Source organism: Pseudomonas pharyngis (genome assembly GCF_021602345.1).
Taxonomy (GTDB): domain Bacteria; phylum Pseudomonadota; class Gammaproteobacteria; order Pseudomonadales; family Pseudomonadaceae; genus Aquipseudomonas; species Aquipseudomonas pharyngis.
Genome location: NZ_BQID01000009.1, coordinates 1 through 13,990 on the forward strand (window position 1 = coordinate 1; position 13,990 = coordinate 13,990).

The 13,990-nt window shown below is 58.6% G+C and carries 14 protein-coding genes and 1 pseudogene; 6 read left to right on the forward strand and 9 right to left on the reverse strand.

What is annotated here, in order from left to right; translation table 11 throughout:
• Positions 1-207: pseudogene (locus L6D74_RS18675) on the forward strand (hypothetical protein); the annotation flags it as partial.
• A 115-nt stretch (positions 208-322) separates the two neighbouring features.
• On the opposite strand, the gene msrQ reads toward L6D74_RS18675, so the two are convergent.
• The 6 genes from msrQ to L6D74_RS18705 form a co-directional block, all read right to left on the reverse strand.
• Positions 323-946, reverse strand: a complete 624-nt coding sequence (gene msrQ / locus L6D74_RS18680; RefSeq protein WP_064599436.1) for a protein-methionine-sulfoxide reductase heme-binding subunit MsrQ — start codon at positions 944-946, stop codon at positions 323-325.
• Complete coding sequence (msrP, locus tag L6D74_RS18685) at positions 946-1,959, reverse strand: protein-methionine-sulfoxide reductase catalytic subunit MsrP (protein WP_236190010.1); 1,014 nt, start codon at positions 1,957-1,959, stop codon at positions 946-948. The genes msrQ and msrP overlap by 1 nt, the downstream gene beginning before the upstream one ends.
• Before the next feature lie 62 nt (positions 1,960-2,021).
• Positions 2,022-2,879: a CDP-diacylglycerol--serine O-phosphatidyltransferase gene (gene pssA, locus L6D74_RS18690; protein WP_039771608.1), complete on the reverse strand. Its 858-nt coding sequence runs from the start codon at positions 2,877-2,879 to the stop codon at positions 2,022-2,024.
• Positions 2,880-3,026: 147 nt separating this feature from the next.
• Positions 3,027-4,043: a ketol-acid reductoisomerase gene (gene ilvC, locus L6D74_RS18695; protein WP_007959661.1), complete on the reverse strand. Its 1,017-nt coding sequence runs from the start codon at positions 4,041-4,043 to the stop codon at positions 3,027-3,029.
• A 48-nt stretch (positions 4,044-4,091) separates the two neighbouring features.
• A complete protein-coding gene (gene ilvN, locus L6D74_RS18700; RefSeq protein WP_003205610.1) occupies positions 4,092-4,583 on the reverse strand; it encodes an acetolactate synthase small subunit in 492 nt (163 codons plus the stop codon).
• Between the two features lie 2 nt (positions 4,584-4,585).
• Entirely contained in the window at positions 4,586-6,310 is a 1,725-nt protein-coding gene (locus L6D74_RS18705) for an acetolactate synthase 3 large subunit (protein WP_064600949.1), read from the reverse strand.
• Between the two features lie 400 nt (positions 6,311-6,710).
• On the opposite strand from L6D74_RS18705, the gene L6D74_RS18710 reads away from it, so the two are divergent.
• The gene (locus L6D74_RS18710; RefSeq protein WP_236190011.1) at positions 6,711-7,127 is read left to right on the forward strand and encodes a DUF4124 domain-containing protein; all 417 of its coding nucleotides are present in this window, start codon (positions 6,711-6,713) and stop codon (positions 7,125-7,127) included.
• 18 nt (positions 7,128-7,145) lie between these two features.
• On the opposite strand, the gene L6D74_RS18715 is transcribed toward L6D74_RS18710, so the two are convergent.
• Genes L6D74_RS18715 through mrcB form a run of 3 tightly spaced genes read right to left on the reverse strand, consistent with a single transcriptional unit; the run spans position 7,146 to position 10,568 of the window.
• Positions 7,146-7,481: a YqcC family protein gene (locus L6D74_RS18715; protein ID WP_064599443.1), complete on the reverse strand. Its 336-nt coding sequence runs from the start codon at positions 7,479-7,481 to the stop codon at positions 7,146-7,148.
• Positions 7,481-8,227 (reverse strand): tetratricopeptide repeat protein, encoded by a 747-nt coding sequence (locus tag L6D74_RS18720; protein ID WP_064599445.1) that lies wholly within the window; start codon positions 8,225-8,227, stop codon positions 7,481-7,483. Before L6D74_RS18720 ends, L6D74_RS18715 begins: the two co-directional genes overlap by 1 nt.
• 16 nt (positions 8,228-8,243) lie before the next feature.
• On the reverse strand, positions 8,244-10,568 hold the full coding sequence (mrcB, locus tag L6D74_RS18725; protein ID WP_011335956.1) for a penicillin-binding protein 1B: 2,325 nt from the start codon (positions 10,566-10,568) through the stop codon (positions 8,244-8,246).
• Positions 10,569-10,686: 118 nt separating this feature from the next.
• Here mrcB and L6D74_RS18730 point away from each other — a divergent pair, with 118 nt between their 5' ends.
• From L6D74_RS18730 to L6D74_RS18745, 4 genes are all read left to right on the forward strand, one after another.
• Complete coding sequence (locus L6D74_RS18730; protein ID WP_236190012.1) at positions 10,687-12,243, forward strand: bifunctional aminoglycoside phosphotransferase/ATP-binding protein; 1,557 nt, start codon at positions 10,687-10,689, stop codon at positions 12,241-12,243.
• Between the two features lie 91 nt (positions 12,244-12,334).
• Positions 12,335-12,679 carry a pentapeptide repeat-containing protein gene (locus L6D74_RS18735; protein ID WP_007959639.1) on the forward strand — a complete coding sequence of 115 codons (345 nt, stop codon included), beginning with the start codon at positions 12,335-12,337 and terminating at the stop codon, positions 12,677-12,679.
• A 222-nt stretch (positions 12,680-12,901) separates the two neighbouring features.
• Positions 12,902-13,174, forward strand: a complete 273-nt coding sequence (locus L6D74_RS18740; protein ID WP_003228231.1) for a TfoX/Sxy family protein — start codon at positions 12,902-12,904, stop codon at positions 13,172-13,174.
• A gap of 15 nt (positions 13,175-13,189) precedes the next feature.
• Positions 13,190-13,981: a Crp/Fnr family transcriptional regulator gene (locus tag L6D74_RS18745; protein WP_236190013.1), complete on the forward strand. Its 792-nt coding sequence runs from the start codon at positions 13,190-13,192 to the stop codon at positions 13,979-13,981.
• Positions 13,982-13,990 lie beyond the last annotated feature (9 nt).

Below are 13,990 nucleotides of genomic sequence, written 5' to 3' on the forward strand. Positions count from 1 at the left end.
CTGTCAAGTGATTATTTTCAGAAGTTTTCGAAGATTTCTTCAACAACTTCAACCACTTGCGCTTCCGATCTCTCGTTAGCGGGAGGCGAATTCTACAGCGTTACACGCTGCTGTCAACACCTCTTTTCTCCGCTTTCGACCGAGAAGATCGAACCGTTGAAAGCACCAGAAAAACCGGCATTTCCAACTCTTTCCAGGCTTCGATGAACTGAAGCGACCCGCTCTCGAAACCTACTTAACTCATTGAATCTCAAGGAGTTTTCCGTTTCGACTGCGCCGGAAGTGGGGCGAATTATAGACCTCTGGAATTCGCCGTCAACACTTAATTTCGCTTTTCTTGAAAAACCTGCTTCTTACCCATCAAACGCGGGATCCGACGGGTCAAGGGAGGAATGCGCAGCGCTAGAAGGAAAACACCTATAAAGGCATAGATCGCCCACTCTTTGAGATCGGCACGTACGATCCATAACATATGCAGCAATCCCAACCCGAGAATCACATACACCAACCGGTGCAGCTTCTTCCAGCGGGTACCTAAACGGCGCTGGCTGTATCGGTTGGAGGTAACCGCCAATGCCAACAATCCCAGAAAACCCAAAGCACCCACAATAATGTAAGGACGCTTGCGCAGTTCGACGCCCAGTTGCGACCAGTCAAAACCGAGAATGAACGCCATATAGCTGCAAAGATGCAGAACCACATAGGCAAAACACCAAAGCCCCAGCTGCCTGCGCACAGCAATCCACCCGGCCCACCCCGTAAGCTTCTGCAACGGCGTCATACTCAAGGTGATCAACAGCAACACCAATGTCCCGAGGCCCAGTCGATCAACCAGGACTTTCCCGGGATCAGGCCCAAGCAGATCCGCAAAGGCCTGATAGAACCAGAACAGCGGCCATATTGCCGCAGCCAGGAAAACACCTACGCGCCAGATCGGATATCGCATCAGTAGTTCTTCCGCAGATCGAGCCCTGTATATAAAGAAGCGACCTCGTCCGCATAGCCGTTGAACATCTGCGTATCACGCACATTCGGCTTGAACAGGCTGTTGGGCAACCGCCTCTCCCGCGCCTGGGTCCAACGTGGATGGTCGACCGTAGGGTTCACATTCGCATAAAACCCGTACTCATCCGCCGCAATGCTCTGCCAGGTCGTCTTTGGCTGCTCGCTGACCAGACTGATCCGCACGATGGATTTGACGCTCTTGAATCCGTACTTCCAGGGCACCACCAGACGCAAAGGCGCACCGTTCTGATTGGGCAATTCGCGGCCATACATACCTACCGCAAGAATCGCCAAGGGATTCATCGCCTCATCCAGGCGCAAACCTTCAACATAGGGCCAGTCGATCAGGGCAAATCCCGAACGCTGTCCGGGCATGCTCTTCGGATCCTGCAAGGTTTCGAAGCGAATGTATTTGGCATTGGAAGTAGGTTCTACCTGCTTCAACAGCGCCGAGATGGGGAAACCAATCCAGGGAATCACCATCGACCACGCCTCAACACAACGAAGGCGATAGATGCGCTCTTCCAACTGGTAAGGCTTCATAAGGTCTTCCAGAGCATAACGCCCCGGCTTGCCCACCTCCCCGTCCACGACAACACTCCACGGTTCGGTTTTCAACGAACCCGCATTGGCCGCCGGGTCGCCCTTGTCGGTACCGAATTCATAGAAGTTGTTGTAATGGGTCGCGTCTTTGAAAGGTGTGATCGCCTCATCCTTGACGCTCACCGCCCCCCATTTGACAGAGGACAGTTTCTCGGCAAACCAGGCGGGCGCCTTTCCGGCTTCGACATCGGCATAGCGGGCAGCCTCTTCGGCACTGGCCCAGCGCGGCAAAGTGCTCATGGCCAAACCGGCCGCGGTTGCTCCGAGCAATTGACGGCGAGAGAGATAAATGGATTCAGGCGTGACGTCCGACTCATGGCAGTCGGACGCTTTGGGGACTTTGATCAGCATGGCAACTCCGCAGCTTTGGAGGACAGATGCACCATAGACTGCGGAGTATGAGGGAAATTACATCACTCGGCGTGTTTGTGACGACGAAGATGCAACAGATACTGCACCGGGCCCGACGCGGCATAGGCGAGGAACACCAGCAGCAGAATGCGAGGCGGATCACTGAACACCACGGCAAACACCAGCACCACCGCCAGAATCGCCACGAAAGGCACGCGCCCCTTCAGATCCAGCTCCTTGAAGCTGTTGTATTTGATATTGCTGACCATCAGCATGCCGGCGGCCGCAACCATCAGCGCGACCAGGAACGACATCTTCGAACCCTGAATCCCGTAATCGCTGAACGCCCAGACAATCCCCGCAACAACGCCGGCAGCAGCCGGGCTGGCAAGACCGATGAAGTAGCGCTTGTCGGCGGTCCCCACCTGAGTGTTGAAACGCGCCAGACGCAACGCCGCACCCGCCACATAGATGAAGGCAACCATCCAGCCGACCTTGCCCATGTCACCCAGTGCCCAGCCGAAAGCCAGAAGCGCCGGCGCGACACCGAAGGCAACCATGTCCGACAACGAGTCGTACTCGGCACCGAACGCACTTTGGGTATTGGTCATGCGTGCCACGCGACCATCAAGGCCGTCGAGCACCATGGCGACGAAAATCGCGATGGCGGCAAAGGCGAAATACTTGCTCGCATTCGCCGCGTCCCCGGCACTCAAGGCAGCCTGGGCACTCATCGAGTTGATGATGGAATAGAACCCCGCGAACAGATTCGCAGTGGTGAACAGATTCGGCAGAAGATAGATACCACGATGCCGGACTTTACGGCCTTCTGCGTCATGCCCTTCTTCGATGTGCTCATCGATGGGCAGAAGGCTTTCGGCGTCTGAAGCCTGGTTCGGCTCTTCGGGACGTTCGCTCATGGACAGTACCTTGCAACGGATTGGACATTTTCGACAGGTGTCTGGGACGACGGTTCGGCCACAAACGATGCAGCTTTATACCAGAACCGCCGGCCCATACGAAAAAACGCGGCCGAGGCCGCGTTTTTTCATACAAGGTTCGACGACTTAGTTTTTGGCTTTGTCGACGATCTTGTTGGCACCGATCCACGGCATCATGGAGCGCAGTTGCTCGCCGATGATTTCGATACCGTGAGCGGCGTTGTTACGACGCTTGGCGGTCATCGAAGGGTAGCCGGTTGCGCCTTCGCTGATGAACATTTTGGCGTATTCGCCGTCCTGAATACGTTTCAGGGCGTTGCGCATGGCCTGACGGGATTCGGCGTTGATCACTTCCGGACCGGTCACGTACTCGCCGTACTCAGCGTTGTTGGAGATCGAGTAGTTCATGTTGGCGATACCGCCTTCGTACATGAGGTCAACGATCAGCTTCAGTTCGTGCAGGCACTCGAAGTAGGCCATTTCCGGCGCGTAGCCAGCTTCAACCAGAGTTTCGAAACCGGCTTTTACCAGTTCAACGGTACCGCCGCACAGAACAGCTTGTTCGCCGAACAGGTCGGTTTCGGTCTCGTCCTTGAAGGTAGTTTCGATGATGCCGGTACGACCGCCACCAACGCCGGCAGCGTAGGACAGTGCAACGTTCTTGGCGTTGCCCGAGGCGTCCTGGTAGATCGCGATCAGGTCAGGGATACCGCCGCCTTTCACGAACTCGGAACGTACGGTGTGGCCCGGTGCTTTCGGCGCGATCATGATCACGTCGAGGTCGGCACGCGGAACAACCTGGTTGTAGTGAATCGCGAAGCCGTGGGAGAAGGCCAGGGTGGCGCCTTTCTTGATGTTCGGCTCGATTTCGTTCTTGTACAGCTGGGACTGGAACTCGTCCGGGGTCAGGATCATGACCAGGTCGGCACCGGCAACAGCGGCAGCCACGTCGGTCACTTTCAGGCCGTGGGCTTCAGCCTTGGCAACGGTAGCCGAACCTTTACGCAGACCGACGGTAACGTCGACACCGGAATCTTTCAGGTTGCACGCCTGGGCGTGGCCCTGGGAGCCGTAACCGATGATGGCAACTTTCTTGCCCTGGATGATCGACAGGTCGCAGTCTTTATCGTAGAAAACTTTCATGAATTTCCCCTTTATATCCAGGCCGTTCAGGCCATTCGCTAATTTGGTTTAGATGCTGAGTACTTTGTCGCCGCGGGCAATACCGGTGACGCCACTGCGGACGGTCTCCAGAATCGATGCGGTGCCGATGGACTGAATGAAGCTGTCGAGCTTGTCGCTGGTACCGGTCAGTTGAACGGTATACACGCTGGCGCTGACGTCGACGATCTGTCCACGGTAAATATCGGTGGTGCGTTTGATCTCGGCGCGCTGGGCGCCAGTGGCCTTGACCTTGACCAGCATCAGTTCGCGCTCGATGTGAGCGCTTTCCGACAGGTCCACCAGCTTGACCACTTCGATCAGCTTGTTCAGGTTTTTGGTGATCTGCTCGATGATTTCATCGTGACCGACGGTGGTCAGCGTCAGACGCGACAGGGTCGGGTCTTCGGTTGGCGCCACGGTCAGGCTTTCGATGTTGTAGTTGCGCTGCGAGAACAGGCCGACTACGCGAGACAAAGCACCGGGTTCGTTTTCCAGAAGCAAGGAAATAATGTGCCGCATGATTAGGTACGCTCCGTCTTGCTCAGCCACATATCGCGCATCGAGCCGTCTTTGATCTGCATCGGATAGACGTGCTCGCTGGTGTCGACCGAAATATCGATCACGACCAGGCGATCCTTCAGGGCGAACGCTTCTTCCATCTTCGACTTCAAATCTTTCGATTCGGTGATGCGCACGCCGACGTGGCCATAGGCTTCAGCCAGCTTGACGAAGTCAGGCAAGGATTCCATGTAGGAGTGCGAGTGACGGCTGCCGTAACTCATGTCCTGCCACTGACGAACCATGCCCAGAACACCGTTGTTCAAGATGACGATCTTGACCGGCAAACCATATTGCAGGCAGGTCGACAGCTCCTGGATGTTCATCTGGATGCTGCCTTCACCGGTGACGCACGCAACATCGGTATCTGGGAAGCTCAAAGCGATACCCATCGCGGCCGGCAGACCGAAGCCCATCGTGCCCAGACCACCGGAGTTGATCCAGCGGTTCGGCTTGTTGAACTTGTAGTACTGCGCAGCAAACATCTGGTGCTGGCCCACGTCGGAGGTCACAAAGGCATCGCCCTTGGTCACTTCGCACAGGGTTTCGATCACGGTCTGTGGCTTGATCTTGCTGCCGTCGCCCTTGTCGTAAGGGAACAGGCCACGATCACCGCGCCACTCGTCAACCTGCTTCCACCAGCTGGCGACCGCTTCCTTGTTCGGGGTTTCGCCGATTTCCTTGAGGATCGCGACCATTTCGGTCAGGACGCTCTCCACCGGACCAACGATTGGCACGTCGGCCTTGATGGTCTTGGAAATCGAAGCCGGGTCGATGTCGATGTGAATGATCTTGGCGTTCGGGCAGAACTTCGGCGCGCCGTTGATCACGCGATCGTCGAAACGCGCACCGACCGCCAGGATCACGTCGGCATGGTGCATCGCAAGGTTCGCGGTGTAGCTGCCGTGCATGCCGAGCATGCCGATGAACTGACGGTCAGTGCCAGGATAGGCACCCAGGCCCATCAAGGTATTGGTAACCGGCAGGTTGAGCATTTGCGCCAGTTCGGTCAGCGGCGCGGAGCCGTTGCCGAGAATCACGCCACCGCCGGAGTACAGCACGGGACGCTTGGCCGCCAGGAGCATTTCTGCCGCCTTGCGGATTTGCCCGGAGTGACCGCGAACGGCCGGGCTGTAGGAACGCAGTTTGGCTTTCTTCGGGAAGATGTATTCGAACTTCTCGGCCGGGTTGGTCATGTCTTTCGGGATATCGACCACGACCGGGCCCGGACGACCGGATTGCGCCAGGTAGAAGGCCTTCTTCATGACTTCCGGGATTTCCGAGGCGTGCTTGATCATGAAGCTGTGCTTCACGATCGGCCGGGAGATACCGATCATGTCGGTTTCCTGGAACGCGTCGGTACCGACCATGGTGCTTGGCACCTGACCGGAAATGATCACCATTGGAATCGAATCCATATAGGCAGTGGCGATACCGGTGATGGCGTTTGTGGCGCCTGGACCGGAAGTCACCAATACCACGCCGGCTTTACCGGTGGCACGGGCGTAGCCGTCAGCCATATGGGTAGCCGCTTGTTCGTGACGAACCAGGATGTGGGTCACTTCCGGTTCTTTGAACAGGGCATCGTAAACATGAAGGAGAGCACCACCCGGGTACCCGTAGATATATTTGACGCCTTCGTCACGCAAAAAGCGGACGAGCATCTCACCGCCAGATAAAAGCTCCACGTTGTTCACCTCTAAAACGCCAGAATACCGTCCACAAAAAGGCGAACGGGTCTTAATAGGTTTACTTCTCGGCAGAGCATGAGCGACGGTGGTCGCCGACTACGTCAGCACTGACTGAGCAAGTATTGGGATCGTCCCAAGTGTTGCGGGCCTTTCCCACCCAGCGCGAGGTAACGCGTTGCGGGTGTAACAGGTCGACGCGGATATGCGCCTCATGATCTGCCGAGAGGGTCTGCTTCTGGCAGTCCCTGTACAGCGGACTTTGGATTCTTCTGTTTCGCCCTCTGCAAGTCAAGCCGTCTATGTGCTTAATTGTGGGTAAGCACATGAGAACGCAAGAAAAAACCTGGAAACCGCTACTCTGTTAGCTTCAATTGCGCAGTTTTGCCAAGGAATCAGCATGCGAACGCTTCTCCTAATTCTGTTAATCAGCGCCAGCCCATGGTGCATGGCCGCTCAGATCTACAAATGGGTCGACGCCCAAGGCGTCACCCATTTCGATCAACAGCCACCACAAGGGCAGTCGTCCACCGCCGTTAAGACGCCCTCCTCTCCCGCACCAATACCTGCCGCATTACCTGGCAGCGGTGCGCTGGGCGATCAGAAAGCCATCGATGACAAGGTCAAGAAGCAAGTGGCCGAACAACAGAATCAACTCAAGGCATTTTGCGAACAGGCGCGCACGAATCTCGCGCAACTGCAGAACAATCCGCGCTTGAGGGAGGAGGTGGAGGGAGAACTGCGGCGGCTGAGCGACGACCAGCGACAGCAACGTACTGACGAGGCAAAGAAACAGATAGCGGAAAACTGCCAGTGACGACTGGCAGCTCCCGGCTCAGCGTGAAGCGGTGATCAGCAGGTCGAACTCTTTGAGCAACACCTGAAGCTGCCGATCCTTGCCCTGCAGGTTGCGTTGGGCAAAAACCATCTCGGCCATTTCCTGAATGCCCGAAGCATTGGGCAACGGCAGATCCTGTTCGAGGATCATCTTCATCCGCGGCAGGAAGATCCATTGCAGCCACTGCTCGAAATCAAGCGTGTCGACCGAAAACGGCTCGACGCTGCTCAGGGCTTCGACCGAGGGCTGGACGTCATCCCACCAGCCCTGGGCGCGCAGTTCGCGCTCGATCAACAGCAGTTGATCGGCGACTTTGGAGAAACGACTGTCCATCACAGCGAAACCTTGGCCTTCTGACGGGCCAGAGTGGCGCCGGCGGAATCACCTTGTTTCTCACGCGCCTGAGCGATCAATTCCCACAGACTGGCCTGCAAGTCCGGACGACCATTGGCCATGGTCAGTGCGCGACGAGCGGTCTGCTCGGCTTGCGGCGCATCGCCCTGGGCCATGCGCACCTGCGCCAGACGGTAAAGTACTTGCGGCTCGCGCGGTGCTACACGCTGCGCACGCTCCAGGCTGGAGGACGCGCCGTTGAGGTCGCCACCGGCCTGCTGCTGTTGCGCAGTAGTCAACAGGGCGAGAACCGGGCCATCCAGTTGTTCATCGGCAGACAGACCACCGCCGCTGCTGGCCGAAGGAATGCCGCTCGGCGTCGAAGGCATGCTGTAGCTGCCGGAGCTGATCGGCGCCGACTCGACCGCCGACGGGTTGTACGGCCCCGGCGTGATGCCGCCGGACGCCGGGCCCGGAACGATCGGCGAAGTGCTGATCGGCGCCGAAGCCGCTGCGCCGCCCGGCACCATCACTACCACACCGGTATCGCCTTGCGGGATCGCCTGGGTCTGGGCCTGTGCAGGACGTTTCACCGTCGTTTGACGGAAACCGCCATTGGCCGAAATGCGCTCGCTGTTGGACACGGCGGTGCCGGAATCCACGACCGGGATCGAACCACGCTGTACGGTGGAGCAGCCGCTGAGCAAAGCCACGGCGGTCACCGCTGGAATCAACCACTTGTTCACTTGAAACCCTCTTTGCTTAATTCATCCAGCCCTTGACCCAATCCATCACCGACTCGCCCGATGCCGGGCTTTCGCCCGCACAGGAGGCGCCGGGTGGCGGTTCGCTGCCGCGAATATACGGCATCTGCACGGCGCCCGGACAGTTGGCATCGGAGCCTTGGCCGGTACGCGAATCGACCCAGGCCTGCACCACGTTATCCGGCTGCGGCATGTCCAGCGGCAGCGGATCGGCCTTGCGCATGAAACTGGTCCAGACCTGCAACGCACCGGTGGCCCCGGTGAACGGCGTCTTGCCGTTGTCGTCGCGGCCGAGCCAGACCACCGCCAGCAGATCCTGGCTGAAGCCGGCAAACCAGCTGTCGCGCGAATCGTTACTGGTGCCGGTCTTGCCCGCCAGTGTCAGGGTTCTTGGCAACACGTTATAAACCGAACTGCCGGTGCCTTCACGCATGACCCGCTGCATGGCGTTCTGGATCAGGTAGATCGAGGCCGGATCGAAACGCTGCTCGATCTGGAACGGATAACGCTTGAGCGGTTCGCCGTCGGCAGTCAGCACGCTGCGAATCCCGCGCATCGGCGTATTGAAACCACCGTTGGCCAGCGTCTGATACATGGTCGCGACTTCAATCGGGGTCATGCCGCCCGCACCGAGCAGCATCGAAGGGAACGCCGGAAACTCGCGGGTCACGCCCAGGCGACCCAGCGTCTTGAGGACATTCGGAACGCCAACCGCCAGACCGAGGCGCGAGGTCGACAGGTTGTAGGAATGTGCCAGCCCCTGATACAGGAACACCGTACCGTGGGAGCGACGGTCATAGTTCTGCGGTTTCCAGACCTGACCATCCGCACCCTTGATTGAAAGCGGCTCGTCCGACAGCCAACTGGTCAACGTGTACTGGCTCGGCTTCTCCAGCGCCGTCAGGTAAACCGCCGGCTTGATCAGCGAGCCGATCGGCCGCACCGCGTCCAGTGCGCGGTTGAAACCGGCAAAACTCGCCTGACGGCTGCCGATCATGGCCTGGACTTCACCGGTTTCCGGATTGGTGACGACCATCGCCGCTTCCACGTCGTCGGAACCCTTGCGACCGGACAGACGCTTGAAGGTGTCGTTGACCGACGCTTCGGCTTTCATCTGCAGGATCGGATCGAAGCTGGTGAAAATCCGCAGGCCTTCTTCGGTCAAGTCTTCGTCGCGGTAGTCTTCACGCAACTGGCGTTTGACCAGATCGATGAAGCCCGGAAACGAACTGTCGGCCAGCTTGCCGCGCGTGGTTACGCCCAGCGGCATTTTCTTCGCGGCAGCCACCTGCTCGGCGGAGGCGACCCCCTGCTGCTCAAGCACATCGAGCACCAGATTGCGTCGCTCCAGCGCCCGCTCCGGATTGCGGCGCGGGTTGTAATAGGACGGACCTTTGACCATCCCGACCAACAGCGCGACCTGGTGCAGCTTCAGCTCAGACAAAGGCTGGGCAAAGAAAAACTGGCTGGCCAGACCGAAACCGTGCACCGCTCGCTGACCGTCCTGACCGACAAAGACTTCGTTGAGGTAAGCCTCGAGGATTTCCTTTTTGTCGTAATGCAGCTCGAGCAGCATCGCCATCATCGCTTCGGTGAGCTTGCGGGTCAGGCTGCGTTCGTTGGTGAGGTAGAAGTTCTTGACCAGTTGCTGGGTCAGCGTACTGCCGCCCTGAGTCATCTTGCCGCCCGAGGTGTTGACCCAGACTGCGCGGGCAATCGATTTCGGCGATACGCCCCAGTGGCTGTAGAAATCCCGGTCTTCCACGGCGACCAGGGTTTCCAGCAGGTACGGCGGCACCTGATCGAGTTTGATCAGAATCCGGTCTTCAAGGTTTTTCGGGTAGATACCGCCGATCATCAACGGCTCCAGGCGTACCACGGAGAGCTTCGAACCGTTGGTCGCCGAGAGTTCGGCCACGTAATCGCCGGAGAACCGCACGCGCACTGGCTGCGGTTTCTCGAGGCCTTCATAGAATTGGAAGCCACGGGTATTCAGATCAACCGTGTTGCCATTGACCGCCGCCGCGCCGGGACCGTTGCTCACGGCTTCGCGGCGATAGCCCAGGGCATCGAGTTCGGTGAGGAAATCGTCCTTGCTCAGCTTTTGTCCGACGAACAGCTCAAGCGGGCGCGCATACACCTTGGCCGGGATGGTCCAGCGCTTGCCGGAGAACTTCTCCTGCACCACGGCATCGAGGTAAACGGCGAAGCCGGCCAGCACCACAAGGCCGACCAGACTGAGTTTAAGGGCCCAGCCCAACCATGGGCGCAGGCCCCGGGAAGCTGGTTTTTTAGGGGTACGGGGGGATCGAGTACGAGTCATGGCGGCGGATTATACGCACTTTATTCATACTCAACAGGAGCGCTCCGAGGTTTGCGTCGGGCTGGCGAGCGGCCATAATGAGCGCCTTGAATTTCCCCCAGTCTCTGAAGGATCGTCCGTGAGCCAGTCCCTGATCGCTGCCCTGCAAAACCCGGCCCTCTACCCGCATCCCGTCGAAGGGTTCCAGGTCATCGAAACCCATATCTCGTGGGTGCTGCTCACCGGTCCCTACGCTTATAAAGTGAAGAAACCGGTGAATTTCGGATTCCTCGACTTCACCAGCCTCGACTCCCGCGAGCACTTCTGCGGTGAAGAGCTGCGCCTTAACCAGCGCCTCACCGAAGATTTGTATTTGGAAGTGATTCCAGTGACCGGCAGCGCCGAAGCCCCGCAACTGGGTGGCGAAGGCCCGGCCATCGAATACGTGCTGAAAATGCGCCAGTTCCCGCAGACCGGCCTGCTCAGCACCCTGCAAGCCAACGGCGAGCTGACCACCGCGCACATCGACGCGATGGCCGAGCAGATCGCCCGCTTCCACCTCAACGCGCCGAAAGTCCCGACCGAGCACGATGCCGGCACGCCTGACAGCGTGATGGCGCCGGTGCGTCAGAACTTCGAACAGATCCTGCCTTTCCTCAGCGACAAGAATGACCTGCTGCAACTCGACGCCCTGCAAGCGTGGGCTGAAAGCAGCTTCGATCGCCTCAAGCCGCTGTTCGCCCAGCGCAAGGCCGACGGCTTCACTCGCGAGTGCCACGGTGACATTCACCTGGGCAACGCCACGCTGATCGACGGCAAAGTCGTGATCTTCGACTGCATCGAATTCAACGAACCGTTCCGCTTCACCGACGTCTGGGCCGACACCGGTTTCCTGGCAATGGACCTGGAAGACCGTGGCCTGAAATCCCTCGCCCGTCGCTTCATCAGCCAGTACCTGGAACTGACCGGCGACTATCAAGGCCTGGAAGTGCTGAACTTCTACAAGGCTTACCGCGCATTAGTACGTGCGAAAGTCGCACTGTTCAGCATGCCGGCCGATGCCACTCCGGTGCAGCGCGCCACCACCCTGCGCCAGTACCGCAACTACGCCAACCTGGCGGAAAGCTACAGCACCATTCCTTCGCGCTTCATGGCGATCACCCATGGCGTTTCCGCGGTCGGTAAAAGCCACGTGGCCATGCGTCTGGTCGAAGCGCTGGGCGCGATCCGCCTGCGCTCCGATGTCGAGCGCAAACGCCTGTTCGGCGAGCAAACCGTTGCCAATGATGTTCAGGCCGGGATCTACAGCGCCGATGCCAGCACCGCGACTTATGCTCGCCTGCATGAAATCGCCGAAGTGATCCTGCACGCCGGTTTCCCGGTGGTGATCGACGCCACTTACCTCAAGCGCGAACAACGCGACAACGCCGCCAAGGTTGCCGAAGCCACCGGCGCGCCATTCCTGATCCTCGACTGCAATGCTCCGCAGGCAGTGATCGAGAGCTGGCTGGCGATTCGTCAGGCAGACAAAAAGGATCCGTCCGACGCGACCCTTGCCGTGATCGAAGCGCAACAAGCCAACCGCGAAGCCCTGACCCCGGAAGAAATCCTGCGCAGCAAACGCGTGCAGACCAATGAATCCGGCACCCTGGACACCGTCGTGGCGCAAATCCGCCAGCGCCTGCCAGGCCTGTAAGAAACTATTTCGGCCGTGAAGCCCTCGCTCGCTTCACGGCCGTCAAATAGCGGCACTATACTGGCGTCATAAAACCAACAGGTGATTTGACATGAGCCAGCCGAAACTTCTCGACACCCCGCTTTATGCCTTGCTGCACAAAGACGACATCACAGGTTTCAACAATGAACGGCCGAAAGACGGCCCGATCGACATGGTCGGCGGTGATTTTCGTGGTCTCGACCTGCGTGAACTGAACGCCGATGGCGTGGACTTCAGGGACGCCTACTTCCGTTCCGCCGACCTGCGCGGCATCGACTTTCGCAACGCTTCGCTGGAGGGCGCAAGCCTGGCCCACGCGCAGATTTCCGGGGCCTACTTCCCGCCGGAGCTGAGTGCCGACGAAATCCTGATGTCGATGAATTTCGGTACGCGCCTGCGTTATCGCACTCGCTGAAGCTTTTAAAAACCTGAACCGTCCAGCGCCCCCGCTTTGCGCTGGACTGCGTGCTATTGGTAATTCTCCCTCGCCCTGCTCAGTGCTGATTCATCAGCGAAAAACTGACGTTTCTTAGAAGCGTTTGCGTCGAAGCCGACCAAACAACCACGCTTTTCCTACTGATGGCTACACTCCTGAGAAGCTCGCCCACGCACCATTCGGCCGTCGCAAGGAGGCTTGATGAATGATGAACTGCAACACCTGAAGAATCTTGGCAAGACGTCGGCGCAATGGCTGCATGCCGTGGGCATCCATAGCGCCTCCGACTTGCGTCGCCTGGGCGCGGTGGATGCCTACCGGGCCGTGCGTACCCGCGGGTTCCGGGCGTCGAAGGTGTTGTTGTACGCGATCGAAGGAGCACTGATGGATGTGCACTGGAACGACATTCCCGCCGAACGCAAGGATGCGCTGAACAAGCAACTGGAAGCCATTTCCTCTCGCCACAAGAACTGACGGGCACTGACCGCCATGTACCTGCTCGGGGAACAATCGGCCAAGGCCGATGCATTGATCAACCACTTGCAGAGCTTGCCTGCGCAATGGCTCGAAGGCCTGGCGCCGTGCGGGCCGGCGCTGGAACTGGAAGCCACGGATGATTTGCTGACACGCTTGCCGGACGACCAATTGTTCTTGCTCACGCAAGGTGTCATCACCGGCAGAGTGAGCGGTCGCGGTCTGTTCTATTGGCATGAGGGGGACCTCATCGGCCTGCAGCAGGGGCCGGAATGGGCTGATTGCGCCTTGGGCACGGATAACCCGCTGACGTTGCTGCCCTATCGACGAAGTGATTTGTTTCAGCATGTGTATAGCGATTCATCTCGCTCGGAGCAGTTTCTGCGCTACCTGCTGGGGCAAATGGCGCTGCTGGCCCACGCCGTTGCCGAGTTCAAGCCACGTGAGTTTCGCAGCACCAATGGGTTCAAGCGTGTCGAGGCCGGAGACGTTCTGATACGCCAGGGCGATGTCGCTGACCATGTATTCGTGATTATCGAAGGACACGCCGAAGCCTTTGTTAATGGGCACAAGGTAGGCGATGTGCCCAAGGATGAGATCTTCGGCGCAATGGCTGTATTCACTGGCGAACCGCGCAACGCAACGGTCATTGCCCGGGAAGCGAGCACGGTGATGCTGATTCCCGGCGATCAGTTTCTGAGCATGACCCGCACCAATCCGAAAATCGCCCACAGCCTGATCGAAAGCATGGCGCGGCGTATCGACCAGCTCAACAAGCAGCTCACGGGATTTAACAGCCAGAACTGAAGCCCTGTT

Coding starts and splice junctions, on each gene's coding strand:
- L6D74_RS18745 (WP_236190013.1), top strand. CDS start 13,190: ATGTACCTGCTCGGGGAACAATCGGCCAAGGCCGATGCATTGATCAAC.
- L6D74_RS18710 (WP_236190011.1), top strand. CDS start 6,711: ATGCGAACGCTTCTCCTAATTCTGTTAATCAGCGCCAGCCCATGGTGC.
- ilvN (WP_003205610.1), bottom strand. CDS start 4,583: ATGCGGCACATTATTTCCTTGCTTCTGGAAAACGAACCCGGTGCTTTG.
- mrcB (WP_011335956.1), bottom strand. CDS start 10,568: ATGACTCGTACTCGATCCCCCCGTACCCCTAAAAAACCAGCTTCCCGG.
- L6D74_RS18740 (WP_003228231.1), top strand. CDS start 12,902: ATGAATGATGAACTGCAACACCTGAAGAATCTTGGCAAGACGTCGGCG.
- msrQ (WP_064599436.1), bottom strand. CDS start 946: ATGCGATATCCGATCTGGCGCGTAGGTGTTTTCCTGGCTGCGGCAATA.
- msrP (WP_236190010.1), bottom strand. CDS start 1,959: ATGCTGATCAAAGTCCCCAAAGCGTCCGACTGCCATGAGTCGGACGTC.
- pssA (WP_039771608.1), bottom strand. CDS start 2,879: ATGAGCGAACGTCCCGAAGAGCCGAACCAGGCTTCAGACGCCGAAAGC.
- L6D74_RS18715 (WP_064599443.1), bottom strand. CDS start 7,481: ATGGACAGTCGTTTCTCCAAAGTCGCCGATCAACTGCTGTTGATCGAG.
- ilvC (WP_007959661.1), bottom strand. CDS start 4,043: ATGAAAGTTTTCTACGATAAAGACTGCGACCTGTCGATCATCCAGGGC.
- L6D74_RS18735 (WP_007959639.1), top strand. CDS start 12,335: ATGAGCCAGCCGAAACTTCTCGACACCCCGCTTTATGCCTTGCTGCAC.